The organism is Variovorax sp. MPBD4-3 (assembly GCF_058809745.1).
Window position 1 is genome coordinate 16,510 of the sequence record NZ_JBXASW010000021.1, and the last position, 20,193, is coordinate 36,702.

A 20,193-nucleotide genomic window follows, 5' to 3' on the forward strand; every position below is an offset into this window, starting at 1 on the left:
ACTCAGGCCTCTTCGGTTTCCTGGTAGTCGCCCACGGGCACGCAGCTGCAGAACAGGTTGCGGTCGCCGTACACGTTGTCGACGCGGCCGATCGGCGGCCAGTACTTGGCGTTCTTGAGCGTGGCCAGCGGGAACGCGCCGAGTTCGCGCGAGTACGGGTGGCTCCACTCGGTGCCCAGCAGGCTCGCGGCGGTGTGCGGCGCGTGCTTGAGCGGGTTGTCTTCCTTCGGCCAGACGCCTTCCTCGATGCGGCGGATTTCGCCGCGGATGGCGATCATCGCGTCGATGAAGCGGTCGAGCTCGGCCAGCGGCTCGCTCTCGGTGGGCTCCACCATCAGCGTGCCGGGCACGGGGAAGCTCAGCGTGGGCGCGTGGAAGCCGTAGTCGATCAGGCGCTTGGCCACGTCCTCGGCGGTGACGCCGCTGGTGTCCTTGAGCGGGCGCAGGTCGAGGATGCACTCGTGCGCTACGTGGCCATTGGGGCTGGCGTACAGCGTGGGGTAGTGGTCCTTCAGGCGCGCGCTGATGTAGTTGGCGCTCAGGATGGCCGTCTCGGTCGCGGCCTGCAGGCCCTTGGCGCCCATCATGCGGCAGTACATCCAGCTGATCGGCAGCACGGCCGCGTTGCCCAGCGGGGCCGCCGACACGGCACCCACGCCGTGCGAGGGCAAGCCGGCCGTCACATGGCCCGGCAGGTACGGCACCAGGTCTTCGACCACGCAGACCGGACCCACGCCCGGGCCGCCGCCGCCATGCGGAATGCAGAAAGTCTTGTGCAGGTTCAGGTGGCTCACGTCGCCGCCGAACTCGCCCGGCGCGGCCACGCCGACCAGCGCGTTCATGTTGGCGCCGTCCACGTACACTCGGCCGCCGTGCGCATGCACCAGCTCGCAGAGTTCCTTCACGCGGGTTTCGAACACGCCGTGCGTGCTGGGGTAGGTGATCATCACCGCGGCCAGGTTGGCGCTGTGCTTCTCGCAGGCGCGCTTCAGGTCGTCCATGTCGACATTGCCCTGCGCGTCGCAGGCCGTCACCACCACCTGCAGGCCCACCATCTGCGCGCTCGCGGGGTTGGTGCCGTGCGCGGACGATGGAATCAGGCAGATGTTGCGATGCCCCTGGCCCTTGGCTTCATGGAACGATTTGATGGCCAGCAGGCCCGCGTACTCGCCCTGCGAACCCGCATTGGGCTGCAGGCTGATGCCCGCGTAGCCGGTGGCCTCGCACAGCCAGGCGCGCAGCTGCGCATCGAGCTGGGCATAGCCGAGCTGCTGTTCGGCCGGCGCGAAGGGATGGATGTTGGCGAACTCGGGCCAGGTGATGGGGATCATCTCGCTGGTCGCGTTGAGCTTCATGGTGCAGCTGCCCAGCGGGATCATGCTGCGGTCGAGCGCCAGGTCCTTGTCCGACAGGCTGCGGATGTAGCGCAGCATGGCGGTCTCGCTCTTGTGGGTGTTGAACACCGGGTGCGTGAGGAAGGCGCTCGCGCGGCGCAGGTCTTCGGGGATCAGCGGCGTGGTGTTCGCGGCCAGGTCGTCGAAACGCGGCAGCGGCTTGCCGGCGGGCGCGAACAGGGCCCACAGCGTCTCGACGTCGGCACGCGTGGTGGTCTCGTCGAGCGAGATGCCCAGGTGCTGCTGCAGGCGCTGGCGCAGGTTGACGCCGGCGGCTTGCGCGCGCTCGATGATGGCCGGCGTGTCGTCGCCGGTGCGGATGGTCAGCGAATCGAAGGCGGTGGTGTTGACCGGCTCGCGGCCCATCTGCGACAGGCCCGCCGACAGGATGGCGGTGAGCGCCGCCACGCGCTGCGCGATGCGTGTGAGGCCGTCGGGCCCGTGGTACACGGCGTACATGCTGGCCACCACGGCCGGCAGCACCTGCGCGGTGCAGATGTTGGAGGTGGCCTTCTCGCGGCGGATGTGCTGCTCGCGCGTCTGCAGCGCGAGGCGGTAGGCGGGCTGGCCGTGCGTGTCGACGCTCACGCCCACCAGGCGGCCCGGCAGCGAGCGCTTGAACTCGTCGCGGCAGGCCAGGTAGGCGGCGTGCGGGCCGCCGTTGCACAGCGGCATGCCGAAGCGCTGCGTGGTGCCGCAGACGATGTCGGCGTCGAACTCGCCGGGCGCGACCAGCAGCGTCAGCGCCAGCAGGTCGGCCGCCACGATGAAGGCGGCGTCGCACTGGTGCGCATGGCCCGCGAGCGGGCGCAGGTCGTGCACGTGGCCGGTGGTGGCCGGGTACTGCGCGAGCACGCCGAAGAAGGCGCCGCTCGCCATCAGGTGCGGCAGCGTTTCCGACACCGTGCTCACCTTCACTTCGATGCCCAGCGGCGCGGCGCGCGTCTTGATGACTTCGATGGTCTGCGGATGGCAGTCGCCCGACACCAGGAACACGTTGCTCTTGGCTTTAACGCTGCGCTTGGCGAGCGTCATGGCTTCGGCGGCGGCCGTGGCTTCGTCGAGCATCGACGCATTGGCGATGGCCATGCCCGTGAGGTCGCACACCATCGTCTGGAAATTGAGCAGGGCTTCCATGCGGCCCTGCGAGATCTCTGCCTGGTAGGGCGTGTAGGCGGTGTACCAGGCGGGGTTCTCGAGGATGTTGCGCAGGATGACGCCCGGCGTGTGCGTGCCGTAGTAGCCCTGGCCGATGAAGTTCCTGAACACCTTGTTCTTCGAGGCCATCGCCTTCAGTTCGGCCAGCGCGTCGGCTTCGGTCACGGGGGCCGGCAGCCGCATCGGCCGCGCCCGGCGGATGGCCGCGGGCACGATGCCGTCGATGAGCTCCGAGCGCGTTTCCGAGCCGATCACCGGCAGCATGCGCGCCTCGTCCGCCGCATCGATGCCGATGTGGCGGGCGAGAAATTCTTCGGCATTCTCTAGTTCTTGCAAAGAGGGAAGGGCGGGAATCGGCATGGCGGTGGGGGCTCGGGAAGAAGGGGGCTCGGAAGAAAAATCAGGCGATCAGGACTCGGCCGCGAACTTGTCGTAGCTGGCGGCGTCCAGCAGGGCGTCGAGCTGCGCGGGCTCGCTCAGCTTGACCTTGAAGAACCAGCCGGCGGCCAGCGGGTCGCTGTTGGCCAGCGAGGGGTCGGCGCGCAGGGCTTCGTTGACTTCGGTGATCTCGCCCGACACGGGCATGAAAACGTCGGCTGCCGCCTTGACCGACTCGACGACGCCGGCAACTTCGCCCTGCGCGAAGGTCTTGCCGACTTCGGGCAGGTCGACGAACACCACGTCGCCCAGCGCGTCCTGCGCGTGCAAGGTGATGCCGACGGTGGCTGCGTCGCCTTCGGCCGACACCCATTCGTGGTCCTTGGTGTACTTGATGCTCATGGTGAGAAAACTCCTCGTGGAAAAAATGAATCGGGGTGCAGAGCCTAGCCGGGTCTGCCGCTTTCAGCCGCGGTAATAGCGGGTCGGCACGAAAGGCATGGTCGAGACTTCCATCGGCACCGGCTTGCCGCGCACGATGGCCTGCACGCGGGTGCCGGGCTCTGCGAAGGCGGTGGCCACGTAGCCCATGGCGATGCAGCGGTCGGCCGTGGGGCCGAGCAGGCCGCTGGTGACGATGCCGATGTCCTGGCCTTCGAATGACTGCAGCACCGTGCCGTCGCGCACCGGAATGCGCTCCAGCGCCACGAGGCCCACGCGCTTGCGCTTCAGCGTGTCGTGGTCGGTGTGGCCGGCGGTGCCTGCCGTGGCGGCGGCAAGCTGCGCGAGGATCTTCGCGGCGCCGGGGAAGCCGCCTTCGCGCGCGCCGCCCGCGCGGCGCACCTTCTGCATCGCCCAGTTGAGCGAAGCCTCGACCGGCGTGGTGGTGGTGTCGATGTCGTTGCCGTACAGGCACAGGCCGGCTTCGAGCCGCAGCGAATTGCGCGCGCCCAGGCCGATGGGCTTGACCTCGGGCTGGGCCAGCAGCAGGCGGGCCAGCGGCTCGGCATCCTTGGCGGCTACCGAGATCTCGAAGCCGTCTTCGCCGGTGTAGCCGCTGCGGGTGACGAAGGCGGCAATGCCGCCGATCTGCACCGCGCCGCCCGTCATGAACACGAAGCGCTCGATGCCGGGCGACAGCCGCGCCAGCGTGGCCGCGGCCTTGGGGCCCTGCAGCGCGAGCAGGGCGTGGTCGGGCAAGGGCTGCACTTCGCAGCGGGAGCCGATCTTCTGCTGGATGTGGGCGATGTCGGCCACCTTGCAGGCGCCGTTGACGATCACGAAGAGCGAGCCGTGGCCTTCGTTGAAGAACATCAGGTCGTCGAGGATGCCGCCCTCGTCGTTCAGCAGCAGGCCGTAGCGCTGCTTGCCGGCGGGCAGGTCGATCACGTCGACGGGCATCAGGGTTTCGAAGGCGGCCGCGGCGTCGGGGCCGACCAGGCGCAGCTGGCCCATGTGGGAGATGTCGAACAGGCCGGCCGCATCGCGCGTGTGCTTGTGTTCGGCCATGAGGCCGGCGGGGTACTGCACCGGCATGGAATAGCCGGCGAATGGCACCATGCGGGCGCCGAGCTCCACGTGAAGGGCGTGCAGCGGCGTCTTGAGAAGTTCGGTAGCGGGTGCGGAGGAAGCGGCCACGGGGCACTCCAAAGGGGCAGACAAAATCCATGACGCAAGCCATGGGCCACCCCTGCTGTCCGCTTTACCTGAGAGATTCGCCCCACGATCGGGGTTTGCTCCTTCGGTGGGCCGCTGCGCCGTTTGCGGTACGGCGGCCTCTCTCCAGCAAGGAAACGCCGGTGTTCGCCGGCGCCTTGTCAGTCCTTTTGCCTGAGCGTTCGGGAAACCCCTGCGCCTTCGGCGGCCCCGGCTGGCGGGGCTCTCTCCTGACCTTCGAGAGTGTAGTTGATCGGCTAGGGCGTGTTCCAAGGACTATCGGCCGGCCGCTCTGGTCAAGCGGTTGCCGTTGTGGCCTCGGCGCTTCCCAATGACGGATAGTCGGTATACCCCTTGGTGTTGCCGAAATAGAAAGTCGATGGGTCGGCCACATTCAGCTTGGCGCCGCTGGCAAAGCGAGTCACCAGATCCGGATTCGCGATGTACAGACGACCAAACGCCATCGCATCCGCAACTTTTTGCGCCAGCAATTCCTCCCCTGATTTCTGGTCGAAATTTCCGCAAAAAACCAGGCAATTCCTGAATCTTTCGCGTAGCCCCTGTCGGAATGCTGCAGTCAATGCAACGCCGCCCGCCCAGTCGGGTTCTGCGACGTGCAGATACGCGATCCCCTTGGCGTTGAGGCTGTGGGCTAGCAAACAGGCCATTTGTTCGGCTTCGCTGTCGGCGATATCGTTGAATACCCCATTGGGCGATATGCGAACTCCGACCCTGCCTGCGCCGATGACAAGAGAGACTGCATCGACGATTTCTTCCAGGAAGCGGGCCCGATTTTCAAGAGAGCCGCCGTATTGGTCTGTCCGAAGGTTGGTATTCGTGGAAAGAAACTGGTTGATCAGATAGCCGTTGGCCGCATGAATTTCGACAAAGTCAAAGCCTGCCCGCTTTGCACGTTCGGCCGCTGCCGCGTACTGCGAGACGATCACGGAAATTTCATCGCCTGAAAGCTCCCTTGCTGGCTCGCAGGGTACTTCCTGGAGTCGCCCGTTCTTGAAGACGCTTACCTTCGAGCGTCGTGTGGCGACGGCTGAAGGAGCGACCGGCTGCGCGCCGTCCGGCTGGTTCAGGCTGTGCGAGATGCGGCCCACGTGCCAGAGTTGCATTGCAATTCGGCCGCCCGCTTCGTGCACCGCTTTCACCACGCGGCTCCACGCACCTTCCTGCGCATTGGTGTAGATACCCGGTGTGCCGAAGTAGCCCTTGCCTTGGGCGCAGACCTGCGTGGCCTCGGTGACGATCAAACCGGCGGTTGCCCTCTGTGCGTAGTACCTGGCGGTCAGCAGTGTCGGACATTCCGTGCCGTTGGCCCGCATGCGCGTCATCGGCGCCATGAAGACGCGGTTGTTCAAAAGGGTGCCCGATATCGTGATCGGGCGCAGAAGTGGCGATGTCCGATTCATTGTGATCCCCAGCCTCAGGCTGGCTTGACGCGCCAGGGCGCCAGGACCTCGACCACGTTCGCCTCGAAGAGAAGGATGTCAGCCTGCCAGGCGAACACCTGAACGATGGCTTTTCTTTCCGTCAATGCCGTCACGCTGGCCTGCAGCCGGGTTTCCGTAATCACGGCTGGGGCCTTGAAGTCTATGTTCATGTTGACGGTGAGCACTTGCAGTCGATCGGGTATGACCGAGTAAGTAGCGAGTCCGGCCCACTGGTCAACCAGGCCCGTGAGGTATCCGCCAAAGATGTTGCCGGTAGGCATCGCGGCATGCGAAGGTGGCGTGTAGACACCGGAGAGCCGTCCGTACTCCCAGCTCGCAGCGCATGGCGTGGCAAAAGGAAGGCCGATCGTCGCAATCGGGATCGGTGCGATATCGGTGCCGTCCACCACTTCATTCAATACCTTGCGGTATTTCGTCTTGATATCGAGGCCGGGGAATTCCGCCGGTCGCTCGCTCTCGCGTACCAACAGTTCAACATCAACCATCAGGTGGCTCCTTCCTTCGTCGTGGGTGAAACTGCAAGCGTCGAAAGCCAGTTTTCGAACGTCTCCATGCTTTCGACGATCAGTTGGGAGCAGGCGAGCACAGCCAGGTTCTGCCGCATGCCGGTAATCGCGACCACGAACCGTCCAGCGTTGTGGGCTGTCAACATCTCCGCGGCTGTTCCCATGCTTGGCTCGTTGTTCGGTAGGAAGACGACGCAGACATCGCAGTTACCCGCCATCGCCGTCTGCCGGTGGAATATTTGCGTCAACTCCAGCAGCGCAGGGTCCAGGTTGGACCTGGCTACCTTGGGCGTCTGGAGCAAGGCGGTGTGCGCCTCGCGAATGCGTTCGCGGGAGGTTTGCAGGTTGTCCCACATTCGTTCGGCGGGGTCGTGCACCACGGCATTCGGAAAGTGGCGTCGGATGGCTCTTGCGATCGCCGGGCGGTACGACTGGTCCGCGAGATCGCGTCCGCCGCGCGCGCCTTGCATGACGCCTGCAAGGAAGAAAGATCGGGGATGAGGAGGCAGCATTTGCAATCCAGAAATTCTTGTGTTCATTCCCTCATCAACGGATAGGGCGCGAGAACCCGGTCGTCGGGCGCGACCTTCGAATAGACGCGTGATGTATGAAGGAGGATGTCGACGACCTCCTGGGCGCTTACACCCACGACCCTGGCGACACTCGTGAGGTTTTCGTCGAAGCCGGGCGAGCCCGCTGTACTCACCCGGCCCTGGTTGTCTCGGCTGATCAGCTGATCTTCGGTCGCAGGCCGATCGGCTGTCACCCCGCAAAGCGGCAGGATGACTTCGCTGAGTGCTTGCCGCGGGAGATCCAGAACGCGTACCGAGAGGTTGTTCTGCTCCGGATGCACGAGCCGCGCATGTGCGACAGGAAGTGGCGAGGGAAAGATTGCGACCTCATCGAGACTCAGACCGAAGGACCGATAGAGGTAGTTTTGCTGGCGCCGGGGGCTGAAGCGGGTGTAGTCGAGTTGCAAGGTGCGCTTCTCTACATTCAGCACCGCCCGCATCTTCCCCCAGCGTGCAAGGCCCTCATCGTCGATGCGCACGGGATAGGCGGGGACTGAGGCCTCGATGCAATCACCGACCCGGTCCTCGTAATTCAGGATGAGCGGCGCCTTGTGCAGCAAGTAGGGGTCCAGCACGGCGATTCCGTGGCTGTCCGGATAGATCGATGCGACGTGGCGGCCATTGCGGATGTAGATGCCTTTCGGGCCACCGATGGATTGAAGGTGTTCGTCCACCCGGACGGACTGCCGAACGCATGACATTCCCCAGTTGGGCGCCAGAATTCTCTCGTCGAAGAACTCGAGAAACTGAGTCGCGCTGTTGTAAGGAACAGAACCCAGAGCGTAGGTCAGTGCCGTTTGAAGGAGTTCGGGCGTTCGCTCGGGGATAAGTGCGTTGGCTTCGCCGGACCCTGTGTTGATGCGGGGATCACCGAGTCGTGAATGAATCGTTCCCATGGTGGTCAGGCAGTTGCGAGAAGGTCGAGATGCTCGGTCAGGGCCCTGCGGAAAGCGAGCAGCGAGAACTGCGTTGCGTTGCGGGGGATGTCGATGAAATCGATACCGTTGTTCAGGTCGACGTTGTTTTTCCTGATCAACTCGTCGAACTGGCGTGCCTTCGCGGGATAGGTCCGCTTGGCTGTGATGTATTGGGAGATCACCCTGGACTGAAGCTCGACTGTCGGGAAGTGCCCGCCGGTCGAGTCGGTCATTCCCGCAATGAACAGATCGTCGAACTTCTTGGAAAACGCATACAAATAAAAGTCCGGCTTGTTTCCTTGCCAGTCGAGATCTCCGTTCGAGACAAACGGGATATGGATCTCATAGCCAGTCGCCAGGACGACGACATCGAACTCCTGTGCCGAACCATCGCTGAAACGCACCGTGCTGCCTTCAAAGCTTTCGACGCCTGGCGCGATGGCGATTCGGCCATGTGCCGCGTAGTAGGGGACCAGTGTGTTGACGATGGCCGGGGTCTGCAGCGGGCGATGGTCGGGCTTCGGAAGCCCCATGCGTTGTTGATCGCCCGCCGAAAGGCGCAGGAGCCAGCCCATGATCTTCGACGCCCATTTACTTGGAAGTCCCATCGAGCGCACCTTCATGCCGACCTGGTCGGCGGGGTAGCCGGCAATGAACTTCGGATAGAAGTTGTAGCCGCGGCGCATGCTGAGGACCACGCGAGGGGAAATCTGGCAACACTCGACGGCGATGTCGCAGCCAGAGTTGCCCGCGCCGATGACCGGGACCCGCTTGTCCGCGAATTCACTAGCGTCCGTGTATTCGCTGGCATGGAGGACCCTGCCAGCAAATATCCCCGGAAAATCCGGCTTCCTCGGATACCAGTTATGCCCGTTTGCAATGATGACATCGCGAAACCATGCTTGAGTTCCGCTGGCTGAACTGACCACCCATCCGCCATCCGTTGATCTCGTGATCTTTTCGACGGCGTCGTTGAATCGGATGTGTGCTCGCAGTCCAAAGTTGTCCGCGTAGCTGTTGAGATACTTGAGCACCTGGGGATGACCCGGGTAGACCGGAAAATCATCCGGCATAGGGAAGTCGCTGAATGCGGTGATCCCCTTCGATGTGATGGTGTGTGTGTTCCGATACACCGAACTCTTCGGGTTGGCCCGGTCCCAGATCCCCCCTATGCCGGCATGCGATTCGTAGCCGACGAAGTCGATGCCCGCCTCCTTAAGATTCCGCATTGTGGCCAAGCCGGAAGGGCCTGCGCCAATGACCGCAACGTCGGGTTGCGATTCGTGTACAGCCTTCATGAACGTTGTTCTCCGCGAGTGGACACCATCCAGATGGCGATGCATTGAGCTGCGGCGCCAGCCAGGGGAATGAAAAGCAAGGTGCCGTTTGTCGAGAGGAGTCCTCCCAGTGCAGCCCCTGCGGCCATGCCAAAGTAGGTGGCCATGGTGTTGAGTGCAATCACCTGTACGGCGTGTGGCGGGCTCGGTGACACAAGACGAGAAGCCTGCGGGGGTGTGCATGCCCAGCCGGATGCCGCAAAGATGGCGACGGCAACCGGGAAGAGCCACACCCCCAAGGGAGGGCCGCTGAACACGGCCAGACTCATCAGGAGCAAAGAAGCGAGATGCGCACAAAGAAAGTACTGCAGTGCGCGTACGGGTGTTTTGAGGAAATCGCCGAGCCGTCCACCGATGAGATTCCCGGCAATGGCCGCCGCACCATAGATCAACAAGACAAAGCTTGTCTTGTCTGCCGACCAGCCGGTCGCGGACTGGCTGATCGGGACGATGAACGTATATGTGGCAATGCCACCCGCCATCCATACGAAGCAACTTGCAAGAGCCCGGATCACGTCGCCGTTTCGGAGTGGCGACAGGCGCTCTCCCAGCGAAAGGCTCCTGGACTGGAAGTTGGCCGGCATCACCCACCAGAGCGCCGCGGCCGCGGCTGCGGCCAGGGTCGCAATCAGGATGAAGGTCATCCGCCACGAACTTACGCTTGCGAGCATCAAACCCAGAGGGACGGCCGTGACGAGGGCGGCCGTCAGTCCCCCCAAGACGAAGCTGCTGGCCTGGGCACGTTTTTCGGGAGGCAGAAGGTTGATGGCAGCCGCAACTGCTGCCGGCGAATAAGCCGCGGCACTCATTGCCGCGATCAGGCGCCACAGCAAGAGCCAGGCGTATTGCTCCGACAGGGCTGCCGCAAGATTGGCAGCGGCGAAGACGCCCATCGACGCGATGAGGATCGTCCGAAGAGATTTTCCGCCCAATACGGCACCTAGGATCGGGGCGCTTATCGCGTAAGTCAGCGCGAACGCCGACACCAGCAGGCCTGCCTGGGACAGCGACACCTGAAGCCCTGTCGCCAGATCTGGAAGGATGCCCGCGATCACGAATCCATCGGCGCCGATCGCGAACATCCCCAGCGCCAGCAGCACAACGGATCCCGGCACGCTCAGCCCGGGGCGCTGCGGTGCTGCTACAGTCTCTGCGGGTCTCATTCGGGTATTGCGGTTTTCTGCCGGTTCACTTCGTTGTCGGCGCCGAACTGCTGCAAGACGAAACGTGCGCCACGAGAAGTTCAATGGTGTTGAACTCGAACAGCGCCGTCGGTTCGACGGGAATGTGGAACTCCTGCTCCAGTTCTGCCGTGATCTCGACGGCTTGCACGGAGTCGATGCCGAACTCTTCAAACGGGATGCCGGAATGCAGTTCGGCTGCCGGGATGTCGCACCGCCTGCTGATGTAGTTGATCAGCCAAGCCCTGAGTTCATCGAGATTGACTTGGGTGCTTGCTTCTTGCTTCATGCTTTTTTCTTTCCTGGTTCGTACTCGACCGAGTAACGTTGCTTTGCTTCGAGGATCTGTTCTTGCGTGGGTCTGCGAACATCCCAGACAAGTCCGAGGCGTTCCAGGATCCGGATGACCAGAGCGGAAATGTCGGGTTGCCACCAATGCAGCGAAACGCTGGCAGAGGCCGGAAATTCGTGATGGTTGTTGTGTAGCGAAAGGCCAAGAGTCGGAATCGCGAGCAACAGGTTGTTGCGGCTGTTGTCGGCGCGGCGGAATGGCCGCGTGCCAACCAGATGCCCGAACGAGTTGGTGATGTAGTACATCTGATTGGCCACGAAGATTCGCAGCAGTCCGCCCCAAAGAAGTCCGGAGAGAAAACCTTGCCACGATTGGTACCAGGCAGCACCGATGAGCGCGGGAATGACAATGCCCAGGATTCCCCACTTGGCGTAGGTCACATGCAGCCTGAACAGGTCGGGCCGGCGGAACATATCGGGCGTCATCCGTTCCCACCCCTTGGGCTTGAGCGAGTCGGGGTTGAACATCCAGCCGATGTATGCATGCATGAATTGGGCGATGCGGCGACCCGGGGGACTGCCGGCCGGTGCGACAGGGCTGTGAGGGTCGCTGGGTTCGTCCGTGTTTCCGTGATGCCGCCTATGGGTCGCGGTCCAGAGAATCACCCCTCCCTGGAAACTCATCGACCCCAGGATGCCCAGCATCATTTCCACGGGTTTGGTCGTCTTGAAAGACTTGTGTGCGAAGTACCGGTGAAAGCCGACCTCCAGGCCGACCATCGCCAGGAAATAGCACACCGCGAACAGCACGACGTCGAAGAGGTGCACTGGCATTCCGAACGCAAGAATCGAGACGAGCAGAAAAATGGCTCCCAGCAGCGGCACGATGTTGGCCGTCAGCGCCAGGATCAGATCCCGCCTGCTGGTGCGCGCGCGTTGCCTCAGGAGCGCCTGATTTGGTGCATTTGGAGTGAGCATGTGTCTAGCTTTCGACGGCAGTTGCCAGGGAGCCGCTTTGTTGGGTATGGGTGTCTTGGCCTGAAGGACGGGTCCATTGCGCCCAGACCTCCATTTCCTGCCGCTCCAGCAACTTGCGCGTGAGGCGTCGCTGAACCTTTCCGCTGGAGGTCTTCAGCGTTCTTCCTGGCGCCACGATGACGACGGTGAAGGGGAAGAGCTGAGACTGCTTTCCGACGGCTTTGCGGATGTCCGCCAGCAACGCGTCCGGGTCCGATTTGCGCGCGGTGCGCTCGATTTCCGCGACCACGGCAATCTCCCCCTCGTCGCCGACGTTGAATGCGACGGTGCATGACGGCCTGACTTCGGCGATGGTCGCTTCGACTGCGCGCTCGATGTCTTGAGGGTAGTACTTCTTGCCCCTGACGATGATCGTGTCCTTGATGCGGCCAGTGACGAACAGCTCCTCATTCACGAGAAACCCGAGATCGCCCGTACGCAGAAAAGGACCTGCTCCGGATTCGGTGTATGCGCTGAAGACCTCGCGGGTCTGCTCATCCCGCTGCCAGTACCCCTTTGCAATGCTCGGGCCGCTGACCCATATTTCGCCTTCTTCGCCATCCTCAAGCTCTTGGAGGCCATCGGGATCGACGATGCGGATCTCTTGTTGTGCGAGAGTGCGGCCGCACCCGACCTTGATTCCCTGATTGGGGGGTGGTGTAAATGTTTCGGATGCCGTTGCGCCGTCCCATTGCATCATCTGCTTGCTGATGGTGTTCAGCAGGACGGGCGCCGACGTCGCGTCTCCGCCCGAAGAAAACAGAGTGCCTTCCGCCAGGCCGTAGCATGGATAGAGCATCTCGGGCACGAAGCCCGCCGAGGAAAAACTCTCGCAAAATCGTTTCAAGGTGGCGACCTGGATGGGTTCCGCGCCGCTGTACATGATGCGCAGGGTATTGAGCGATAGCGTCTGAGAGACCGGATCGCGGGCGTTGGCAACCAGGTCGAAGGCGAAGTTCGGCCCGCCGGACAGCGTCGCCTTGTATTCGGAAATCGCGTTCAGCCATCGCATGGGGCGCTGAATGAACGAGAAGGGCGACATGAGAACAGCATGGAATCCCACGAATAGCGGTTCGAGGATCGCGGAGATCAGGCCCATGTCGTGATACGGAGGTAGCCAACTCACCATCACGGTCTCGCGCGTACTGCCGAACTTGTCGCGGATCTCGCCTAGGTTGTGGATCAGATTCGAATGCGTGACCATGACTCCCTTCGGCTCGCCAGTCGAGCCAGAGGTGTACTGCAGGAAAGCCAATTCCGTGGCGACGGGATGCTGCAAACGAAGCGCCAACTGACCCGGTTCGGCACAGACAGCCTCGGAAATGATCTGGTGTTCCCCGAGGGGAAAACTGGATGAGCGGGTTTCCTGGAGCTTTGTCAGGTCGACCGCCTGCGTCAGGATGATCGATGCAGTGCAGTCCGCGATGACCGCACGGAGTCGATCACGGTGTTGATTGTTCTTGACCGGGTATGCGGGAACCGCCGCAAGGCCAGCCCAAAGGCAACTGTAGAACGCAACTATGTAGTCGATGCCGGGCGGGTAGAGAAGAATCGCGCGCTCACCCGGTGCGGCCACTTGCTGCAGCCGGGCCGAGAACGAGATAACGCGATCCAGTAGCTCTCCATATGTGATCCGCTGGTACGAGCTCTTGTCTTCAGGGTTGTGCAAGAAGGTGTAGGCAACCAGATTGCGGTCGGTGACCCCTCTCAAACCGACGTAGTCACAGATCGTTCGATATCCATTTCCGCTGTCGGCGGCATAGCTTCCCAACTTCACGCGAGACTCCTCCCGAATCTTTTTATGACTCAGCCTGTCTGGTTGAATGGATTTGTTTCGGGTAATTCTTTGCGTAACAGATAAGATTGTCTATGTCTGTTTTTGCATCTGATGAGACATAGAAGGTCTGATGATCGATCTCCAGAAACTCCACTATTTCGTCGCTGTCGCAGAGACGTTGAACGTTGGAAAAGCGGCAACGCTGCTGCACATTTCCCAATCGCCGTTGAGCCGCCAAATCATTGCGCTGGAAGAACGTCTGGGTACGGCACTCTTCTCGAGAGAGCGGAAGCGGCTTCAGCTGACGGACGCGGGGCGGCAGTTCCTCGATGAGGCAAAAGCCCTCATGGAACATGCGCAGCAGCTGGAGGATCGGATCCGGGATGAGGCCGAGGGAAGGACGGGCTCTTTGACGCTTGGTTTCGTGGAGGGCGCCATTCACGTAGGAGCGCTCCAGACGGCCATCAAGCGCTTCCTGAAGGTCGCGCCGCACGCCAGGATCGAGCTGAAGAACCTTCGCTCTAGGCAACAGTTCGAAGCCTTGCAGTTCGGCGGAATCGATGTCGGATTCTCTTACTCGCCGCCCTTGCAAAACAGTCCGCTTGTCGCAGAGCAGATCGCGGATGAAGGGTTTGCTGTCGCGATGCCCAGGAATCACCCGCTGGCCAAGGGGCGCTTTGATCCGCGAAAGCTGGATGGGGAGGCATTCATAGCCCTTCCCGAAAAAGACTCCCCAGAGGCTCGGCAGAGTTTGATGGGGGCGTGTGCGAGCGCAGGCTTCATCCCCAACGTTCGATTCGAAGCGGCGGAGCCTTCCGTCGTGCTCGGGCTGGTAGACGCGGGTGTTGGATTGGCGATCGTTCAGGAAAGCCTGGGCAAGGCGCCAGGCAGGGGAATCGTGCTCCGCCCGTTGCCTCCGTCATTCCCCATGAGAGCCAAAATATTCAGGGTCACAAGGAAAGCCACGCGGCCCCTAGTCGCAAGATTTCTCGGCAGCCAGCAAGCCTGAGTTGCCGCCGAATGCCCGTCTTGCCTACGAGAACAGGCGGTGCATGGCGTCGATCGACTCCGGTCCATACGCGACTACGCCGACGGGCACGGCATAGTCTATGGCCTCGATGATCTTGCCCGCCCACACGGGGCTGAATCCACCGCATAGTTCGATGAGCTGCACGCCTTCGCGAACCATCTCCTGCGCGACCTCGATGCCCTCGGAGGCCGTTGCGACGCCCACCACCTTCATCTGAAACTGCACTGTCCCCTGATGCTGGACAAATCGGTCTCCGGTCACGATGAATCCGAACTTGGTGAGGGCCATGAGCTTGTTCTCCGTTTGTGCGTGGATGAGAGCGTTGGAGCAAGAGACGCCGCTGGCGACCGCCTGCCTTCAATTCAGCCTAACACCGGACCAGGCTTCTCGTCTGCAAGATTCGCGACTGGCTGGCTCTCGCTCGAACAATCTCAGTGAACTATCTCAGTCGGCGGCAGCAGCTTGTCGATCCGCTCGCGCAGCGACTCGGCGCGCTCGGGGCCGGCGGCTTTCTCGATTTCCGTGAGCATGAGCGCGGCGATGGTCAGCATGGCTTCGCGGTCGCGGGCTTCGCGCAGGGCGTCGCGCATCTGCAGCGCGAACTTGGGATCGCGGCGCACGAACATGCGCTCGCAGATGTCGAACAGGAACATGCGCGTGGTGGCCAGGGAGCGCTTGCCGTCGAAGGTGTCGGCCGACGTGGCGATCTGGATCGGCTCGCTGGCGGGGATGGGTGCGGGTTGGGCGGGCGCCGGGGCAGGGGGCACGGCGTCGCCGGGGGCAACCGCCACCTTCGGAGTCTGCAGATAGCCGCGCTGCACCAGCGTCTGGATGGCCTGCTCGGCTTCGTCGCGGGTGCTGAACAGCGGGCTGAAGTCGCTCAGCGAACGCCGCCCGTCGGCCATGAGCAGCAGTGCGCGTTCACGCTGGCTGAGCGTGCGCTGTCCGCCCTGGAGTTCGTCGCGCGCCTTGTCGGTCTTGGTGGGAAACATGGCAGCCACAGCTTTCGGAGATCGAGGGCAGCAGCATCGTTGCAAGCGGTGACATCTTCATGAACCCTTTTCGCTTACGGAAATGGCGTTGGCCCCGCACGATTTCCCGGTACCGCGACTGCCTTGCCCGGCGGTATGCTCCGGCACCGCGGAAGGGGCCCACCTCATGCTTCCCATCGTCTTTGCACTCATGGCGACAGTCCTGCTGCTCGTGTGGATGGGCTTTTTCATGATGGGATCGCTGCCGCTGCTGATCCTCAAGCACGACACGCCGCTGGACTCGCGCTTCATCCGTGGCCTGTTCAACGTGTACTACCTCGCGACGATGCTCACGGGCAGCGCGGCGGCGCTCTGCTATGCATGGTCGGGCAGGCCGGCATTTGCCGCGGGCATGGCCTTCGTCGCCGGACTGGCCTTCTCGCTGCGCCGCTGGCTGATCATTCCGCGCATGGACCTGCTGCGCGGCACGATCCCGGCGCTGGACGTTTCGGCCCGCCGGTTCCGCCAGCTTCACATTGCCGGAATGGCGCTCAACGTGATGCAGTTGGGCACCGTGGCCTGGGCCCTGACGAAGCTGGGGCTGTGAGCCGTCAGCCGCCCGCGCTTTCCTTGCGGATCAGCCACTGGTTGCCCACGCGCTGCAGCTCGAGTGTCTTGCGGCCCGTTTCCTTCACCTTGTCGGCGCGGTACACCTGCTTGAACCTGGCGCTCGCGGCCTGTCCGTTGATGCTGATGACGAGGTCTTCGATGCCCACGCTGATGCTCGACTTGTCCGCGATGCGCGCGCGCCGCTCGGTCTCCCAGCGCTTGCGGTCCTGGTTGCGCGCCGGCGTGAAGTCGGGCGCGTAGGCGGCGAGGTAGCGGTCCGCGTCGCGGGCCGACCAGGCCGCGGCCCAGGCGCGCACCGCGGCCTCGACTTCGGCGATGCCGACCGTGGGAGCGGGGGGCGCCGCCTCGGTGGTCGTGGGCGCGGCCGGCGGCGTGGCGCCGAACGCGGCCGTGGCCAGCAGCAGTCCACCGGCGAGCAGGCTGGTCGTCGTCAAGGATCGGTTCATGGCGCAGTTCCCTCTTTGTCAGTTATAGGCGTCGAGTCCGACGCCGATTCTGGCAGTGAACCAACGCGCCGCGCGAGGCTCAGGCCGCCGCTCGCTCCACCTCGGCGGGCATCGCCTGCATCGACCGGTTGCGCAGCCTCAGGGCCAGCACCGTCGCGACGCAAAGCACGCACAGCACCGTCGTGAGCGTGACGCCGAGGCCGCGCGCATCGGACAACATGCCGAACAGCGGCGACACCAGGCCGCCCACCGACAGCGCCAGCCCCAGCGTGATGCCGCTGGCCGTGGCCGGGTTGCGCGGCAGGTAGTCCTGCGCCAGCGTCACTTGCGCGGCGAAGGGCAGGAACATGCACATGCCGAGCAGCGCGGTGCAGGCCAGCGCCCAGCCGGCATCTGGCGCGAGCACCAGGCCCGCGAGCGACGGCAGCGCGAGCAGGTAGCCGGCGCGGATCGTGCCCATGCGGCCGATGCGGTCGCCCAGCCAGCCGCCGAGCAGCGTGCCCACAGCGCCCGCGGCGGTGAACGAGGTCAGCGCCGCGGCGCCCTGGAAGGCGGTGCCGTGCAGGTCGCGCGTGATGCGCAGCGACAGCATCGACAGCACCGTCACGTACGGGATCGACCAGCCGATGATGGTCGCGACCAGCAGGCTGAAGGCGCGCCAGTCGTTGTGCGGCTTCAGCACTTCGGCGCCTGCCTTGCGCGCAGCGGCCGCCGTGGCGGCGGAGGCCGCGCCGCTGCCGGCATTGGCGGCCATCCACACGACGCCCATCACCAGTGCCGGCACGCCCAGCAGGTAGCTGCGCGACAGGCTGCCCCCGCTGACCACGGCGGCCGCCAGCACCGGCGCGAAAGACGCGCCGATGGTCCCGCCCACCGAGAACACGCTCATCGCCTTCTGCGACGCGCCGCCGGCCGCGCGCGCCGCCACGGTGGCGGGCGGGTGGTAGGCCGCGATGCCCAGTCCGCACAGCACCATCGCGATCCAGGTCAGCAGGTAGCTGTGGCTCAAGCCTGCCAGCACCACGCCCAGCGCGGCCACCATGAAGCCGGTGGGCACCAGCCATCTGCGCGGATGGCGGTCTGCGTACAGGCCGAACAGCGGCTGCACCACGCTCGACAGCCCGGTGGCCGCGAGCATCAGGCCCGCCACGGCGGTGTAGCTGTAGCCGCGCTCCAGCACCATGAACGGCAGCAGTGCGGGCACGAGGCCCTGGTAGAGGTCGTTGACGGTATGGGTGCCGGTGAGCAACCCGAGTCGGCGCTTGTTCATTCGATCGCTTCTTTCGTTTTCTTGAGAAAAAAGCATCGTAGGAAGCCGTGCGAAGATGTTCTCGCTACGAATCAACAAGCATCGTCGAGAAATGGACAAAGCAATCAACCTGCGGCCCGAAGAGGGCGAGTCGACCCCGCGCGCGGTGGCGGTGCTGGCCACCGACCCAGCCGGCGACGCCTTCATACCGCCGCATGCGCACCGGCGCGGCCAGCTGATCCACGCGATCTCGGGCGTGATGCTGGTGAGCGCCGCGGCCGGCAGCTGGGTGGTGCCGACCGGGCGCGGTGTGTGGGTGCCGGCGGGCATGGAACACCAGATCCGCATGGCCGGCGAGGTGAAGATGCGCACCGTGTTCGTCGAGCCCGGCACGCGCGCCGACCTGGGCGCCGAATGCCGCGTGATCCATGTCGGCGCGCTGCTGAGGGAGCTGATCGTCACCGCCGTGGCGCTGCCGCTGGACTACGCGCCGGGCGGCCGCGACGAGCGGGTGATGGAGCTGATCCTCGACGAGATCGAGGCGGCCCCCGCGCTCTCGCTGCACGTGCCGATGCCGCGCCATGCGCGCCTGGCCGTGCTGTGCGAGGAGCTGGTGCGCGACCCTTCGCTGCCCGCCACGCTGGGCGACTGGGCGCTGCGCCTGCACATGAACACCCGCACGCTCGCGCGCCTGTTCCAGCGCGAGACGGGCATGAATTTCGGTGCGTGGTGCCGGCAGGCGCGGCTGCTGCTGAGCCTGCCGCAGCTGGCGGCGGGCGCGTCGATCCTGGAGGTGGCGCTGGCGCACGGCTACGAGAGCCCGAGCGCCTTCACCGCGATGTTCCGGCGCACGCTGGGCGTGCCGCCCAGCGTGTACCTGCGCCGCGACTACCTGGCGTAGACCAGGTCGCGCAGCGCCAGCGAGATCCAGGGCACGTAGGTGATCACCATCAGGCACGCCATGATCACCAGCACGAAGGGCACCAGGTGCCGCACGATGCGGTCCAGCGATATTCGCGCCACGGTGCAGGCCGCGAACAGGTTCACGCCGAAGGGCGGCGTGATCATGCCCAGGGCCAGGTTCACCACCATGACCAGCCCAAAGTGCACCGGGTCGATGCCGAAGTGCACCGCCACCGGCGCCAGGATCGGCGCCAGCACGATGATCGCCGCGCTGGTCTCGATGAACATGCCGATCACGAACAGCGCCGCGTTCACGCCCAGCAGGAACATCGCCGGCGACTGCAGCACCTCCTGCAGCCAGTGGCCGATGGCGTCGGGCACGCCCGCGCGGGTGATGAGGAACGCGAACAGCCCCGCGTTGGCGATGATGAACATGATCACCGCCGAAGACATCACCGACTTGCGCAGGATGGCGTACAGGTCCTTCAGCTTGATCTCGCGGTAGATCACCATGCCCACCACCAGCGCATAGAACACCGCGACCGCCGAGGCTTCCGTGGGCGTGAAGACGCCGCCGTAGATGCCGCCGAGGATGATCACCGGCATCAGCAGCGCCCAGCCGGCCTGCCAGAGGGCCCGGCCGAAGGGCATGCGGCCTTCGCCGTCGGTCTTGCCCCAGCCCTTCCACTTGCAGTAGACCCACACGAACAGCATGAGCGCCAGGCTGATCAGGATGCCGGGACCGAAGCCCGCGATGAACAGCTCGCCGATGGACACTTCGGCGCTCACGCCGTACAGGATCATCGGGATCGACGGCGGAATGATCACGCCCAGCTCCGCGCTGGTGGCTTGCAGGGCCGCAGCGTAGGAAGTGGGGTAGCCGTGCTTGATGAGCGCCGGGATCAGGATGGCGCCGATCGCGAAGGTGGTGGCCACCGACGAGCCCGACACCGCGGCGAAGATCATGCAGGTGAGCACGCAGGTCATCGGCAGGCCGCCCTGCACGCCGCCCACGATGCTCTTGGCAAATTCGACCAGCCGGCGCGAGATGCCGCCGGTTTCCATCAGGTTGCCGGCCAGGATAAAGAACGGAATGGCCGCCAGCGGAAACTTGTTGATCGAGTTGAACATCTCCTTCACGGAGATCAGCATGTTGGCGTTCGTCACCTGAATGCCCAGGATCGACGCCAGCCCGATGGACACCGCCACCGATACCGACAGTGCAAAGCAAAGCACCATCGTCGCAACCATCACCACACTCATGATCCAGCCCCCACGCTCGGCACTTCGTGTCCTCGCTGTCCCCCGAGGGGGCCG

The 20,193-nt window shown here is 64.0% G+C and carries 20 protein-coding genes and 2 riboswitches; of the genes, 3 read left to right on the plus strand and 17 right to left on the minus strand.

What is annotated here, in order from left to right; genetic code table 11:
* Positions 1–2: 2 nt before the first annotated feature.
* From gcvP to AC1RVW_RS14935, 12 genes are all read right to left on the minus strand, one after another.
* Positions 3–2,912 (minus strand): aminomethyl-transferring glycine dehydrogenase, encoded by a 2,910-nt coding sequence (gcvP, locus tag AC1RVW_RS14880; protein WP_493200764.1) that lies wholly within the window; start codon positions 2,910–2,912, stop codon positions 3–5.
* A gap of 48 nt (positions 2,913–2,960) precedes the next feature.
* Complete coding sequence (gene gcvH, locus AC1RVW_RS14885; protein WP_081267067.1) at positions 2,961–3,332, minus strand: glycine cleavage system protein GcvH; 372 nt, start codon at positions 3,330–3,332, stop codon at positions 2,961–2,963.
* Between the two features lie 63 nt (positions 3,333–3,395).
* Positions 3,396–4,568 (minus strand): glycine cleavage system aminomethyltransferase GcvT, encoded by a 1,173-nt coding sequence (gene gcvT / locus AC1RVW_RS14890; protein ID WP_493200766.1) that lies wholly within the window; start codon positions 4,566–4,568, stop codon positions 3,396–3,398.
* A 45-nt stretch (positions 4,569–4,613) separates the two neighbouring features.
* Positions 4,614–4,726, minus strand: a riboswitch (glycine riboswitch).
* A gap of 12 nt (positions 4,727–4,738) precedes the next feature.
* Positions 4,739–4,829: riboswitch (glycine riboswitch) on the minus strand.
* A gap of 53 nt (positions 4,830–4,882) precedes the next feature.
* Positions 4,883–6,007 carry an alkene reductase gene (locus tag AC1RVW_RS14895; RefSeq protein WP_106934055.1) on the minus strand — a complete coding sequence of 375 codons (1,125 nt, stop codon included), beginning with the start codon at positions 6,005–6,007 and terminating at the stop codon, positions 4,883–4,885.
* 14 nt (positions 6,008–6,021) lie between these two features.
* Complete coding sequence (locus AC1RVW_RS14900; protein WP_106934056.1) at positions 6,022–6,534, minus strand: PaaI family thioesterase; 513 nt, start codon at positions 6,532–6,534, stop codon at positions 6,022–6,024.
* Positions 6,534–7,094: a hypothetical protein gene (locus AC1RVW_RS14905; RefSeq protein ID WP_493200769.1), complete on the minus strand. Its 561-nt coding sequence runs from the start codon at positions 7,092–7,094 to the stop codon at positions 6,534–6,536. The genes AC1RVW_RS14900 and AC1RVW_RS14905 overlap by 1 nt, the downstream gene beginning before the upstream one ends.
* Positions 7,091–8,023, minus strand: a complete 933-nt coding sequence (locus tag AC1RVW_RS14910) for a hypothetical protein (protein ID WP_159053587.1) — start codon at positions 8,021–8,023, stop codon at positions 7,091–7,093. The genes AC1RVW_RS14905 and AC1RVW_RS14910 overlap by 4 nt, the downstream gene beginning before the upstream one ends.
* Positions 8,024–8,028: 5 nt before the next feature.
* On the minus strand, positions 8,029–9,342 hold the full coding sequence (locus AC1RVW_RS14915; RefSeq protein ID WP_493200772.1) for a flavin-containing monooxygenase: 1,314 nt from the start codon (positions 9,340–9,342) through the stop codon (positions 8,029–8,031).
* Positions 9,339–10,481: an MFS transporter gene (locus AC1RVW_RS14920; protein WP_159053589.1), complete on the minus strand. Its 1,143-nt coding sequence runs from the start codon at positions 10,479–10,481 to the stop codon at positions 9,339–9,341. The genes AC1RVW_RS14915 and AC1RVW_RS14920 overlap by 4 nt, the downstream gene beginning before the upstream one ends.
* An 88-nt stretch (positions 10,482–10,569) precedes the next feature.
* On the minus strand, positions 10,570–10,851 hold the full coding sequence (locus tag AC1RVW_RS14925) for an acyl carrier protein (protein WP_106934061.1): 282 nt from the start codon (positions 10,849–10,851) through the stop codon (positions 10,570–10,572).
* Positions 10,848–11,831 carry an acyl-CoA desaturase gene (locus AC1RVW_RS14930; RefSeq protein ID WP_493200775.1) on the minus strand — a complete coding sequence of 328 codons (984 nt, stop codon included), beginning with the start codon at positions 11,829–11,831 and terminating at the stop codon, positions 10,848–10,850. Before AC1RVW_RS14930 ends, AC1RVW_RS14925 begins: the two co-directional genes overlap by 4 nt.
* Before the next feature lie 4 nt (positions 11,832–11,835).
* Positions 11,836–13,647: a fatty acyl-AMP ligase gene (locus AC1RVW_RS14935; RefSeq protein ID WP_159053590.1), complete on the minus strand. Its 1,812-nt coding sequence runs from the start codon at positions 13,645–13,647 to the stop codon at positions 11,836–11,838.
* A 130-nt stretch (positions 13,648–13,777) separates the two neighbouring features.
* On the opposite strand from AC1RVW_RS14935, the gene AC1RVW_RS14940 reads away from it, so the two are divergent.
* Complete coding sequence (locus tag AC1RVW_RS14940) at positions 13,778–14,656, plus strand: LysR substrate-binding domain-containing protein (RefSeq protein WP_106934064.1); 879 nt, start codon at positions 13,778–13,780, stop codon at positions 14,654–14,656.
* Positions 14,657–14,680: 24 nt separating this feature from the next.
* On the opposite strand, the gene AC1RVW_RS14945 is transcribed toward AC1RVW_RS14940, so the two are convergent.
* Together AC1RVW_RS14945 and AC1RVW_RS14950 are read right to left on the minus strand one after the other, a co-directional pair.
* Positions 14,681–14,965: a DUF6506 family protein gene (locus AC1RVW_RS14945; protein WP_106934065.1), complete on the minus strand. Its 285-nt coding sequence runs from the start codon at positions 14,963–14,965 to the stop codon at positions 14,681–14,683.
* Positions 14,966–15,108: 143 nt separating this feature from the next.
* The gene (locus AC1RVW_RS14950; protein ID WP_493200778.1) at positions 15,109–15,669 is read right to left on the minus strand and encodes a hypothetical protein; all 561 of its coding nucleotides are present in this window, start codon (positions 15,667–15,669) and stop codon (positions 15,109–15,111) included.
* A gap of 166 nt (positions 15,670–15,835) precedes the next feature.
* Here AC1RVW_RS14950 and AC1RVW_RS14955 point away from each other — a divergent pair, with 166 nt between their 5' ends.
* Positions 15,836–16,255 carry a hypothetical protein gene (locus tag AC1RVW_RS14955; protein WP_493200780.1) on the plus strand — a complete coding sequence of 140 codons (420 nt, stop codon included), beginning with the start codon at positions 15,836–15,838 and terminating at the stop codon, positions 16,253–16,255.
* A gap of 4 nt (positions 16,256–16,259) precedes the next feature.
* Here AC1RVW_RS14955 and AC1RVW_RS14960 read toward each other — a convergent pair whose 3' ends face one another.
* Both AC1RVW_RS14960 and AC1RVW_RS14965 read right to left on the minus strand, forming a co-directional pair.
* Positions 16,260–16,724 carry a L,D-transpeptidase Cds6 family protein gene (locus AC1RVW_RS14960; protein WP_106934068.1) on the minus strand — a complete coding sequence of 155 codons (465 nt, stop codon included), beginning with the start codon at positions 16,722–16,724 and terminating at the stop codon, positions 16,260–16,262.
* A 79-nt stretch (positions 16,725–16,803) separates the two neighbouring features.
* Positions 16,804–17,994: an MFS transporter gene (locus AC1RVW_RS14965; protein ID WP_493200782.1), complete on the minus strand. Its 1,191-nt coding sequence runs from the start codon at positions 17,992–17,994 to the stop codon at positions 16,804–16,806.
* 91 nt (positions 17,995–18,085) lie between these two features.
* On the opposite strand from AC1RVW_RS14965, the gene AC1RVW_RS14970 reads away from it, so the two are divergent.
* Positions 18,086–18,874, plus strand: coding sequence for an AraC family transcriptional regulator (locus AC1RVW_RS14970; protein ID WP_493200784.1), 789 nt, complete (start codon positions 18,086–18,088; stop codon positions 18,872–18,874).
* Here the strand turns inward: AC1RVW_RS14970 and AC1RVW_RS14975 are convergent.
* Complete coding sequence (locus AC1RVW_RS14975; protein ID WP_081267074.1) at positions 18,862–20,139, minus strand: TRAP transporter large permease; 1,278 nt, start codon at positions 20,137–20,139, stop codon at positions 18,862–18,864. The genes AC1RVW_RS14970 and AC1RVW_RS14975 overlap by 13 nt on opposite strands.
* Positions 20,140–20,193 lie beyond the last annotated feature (54 nt).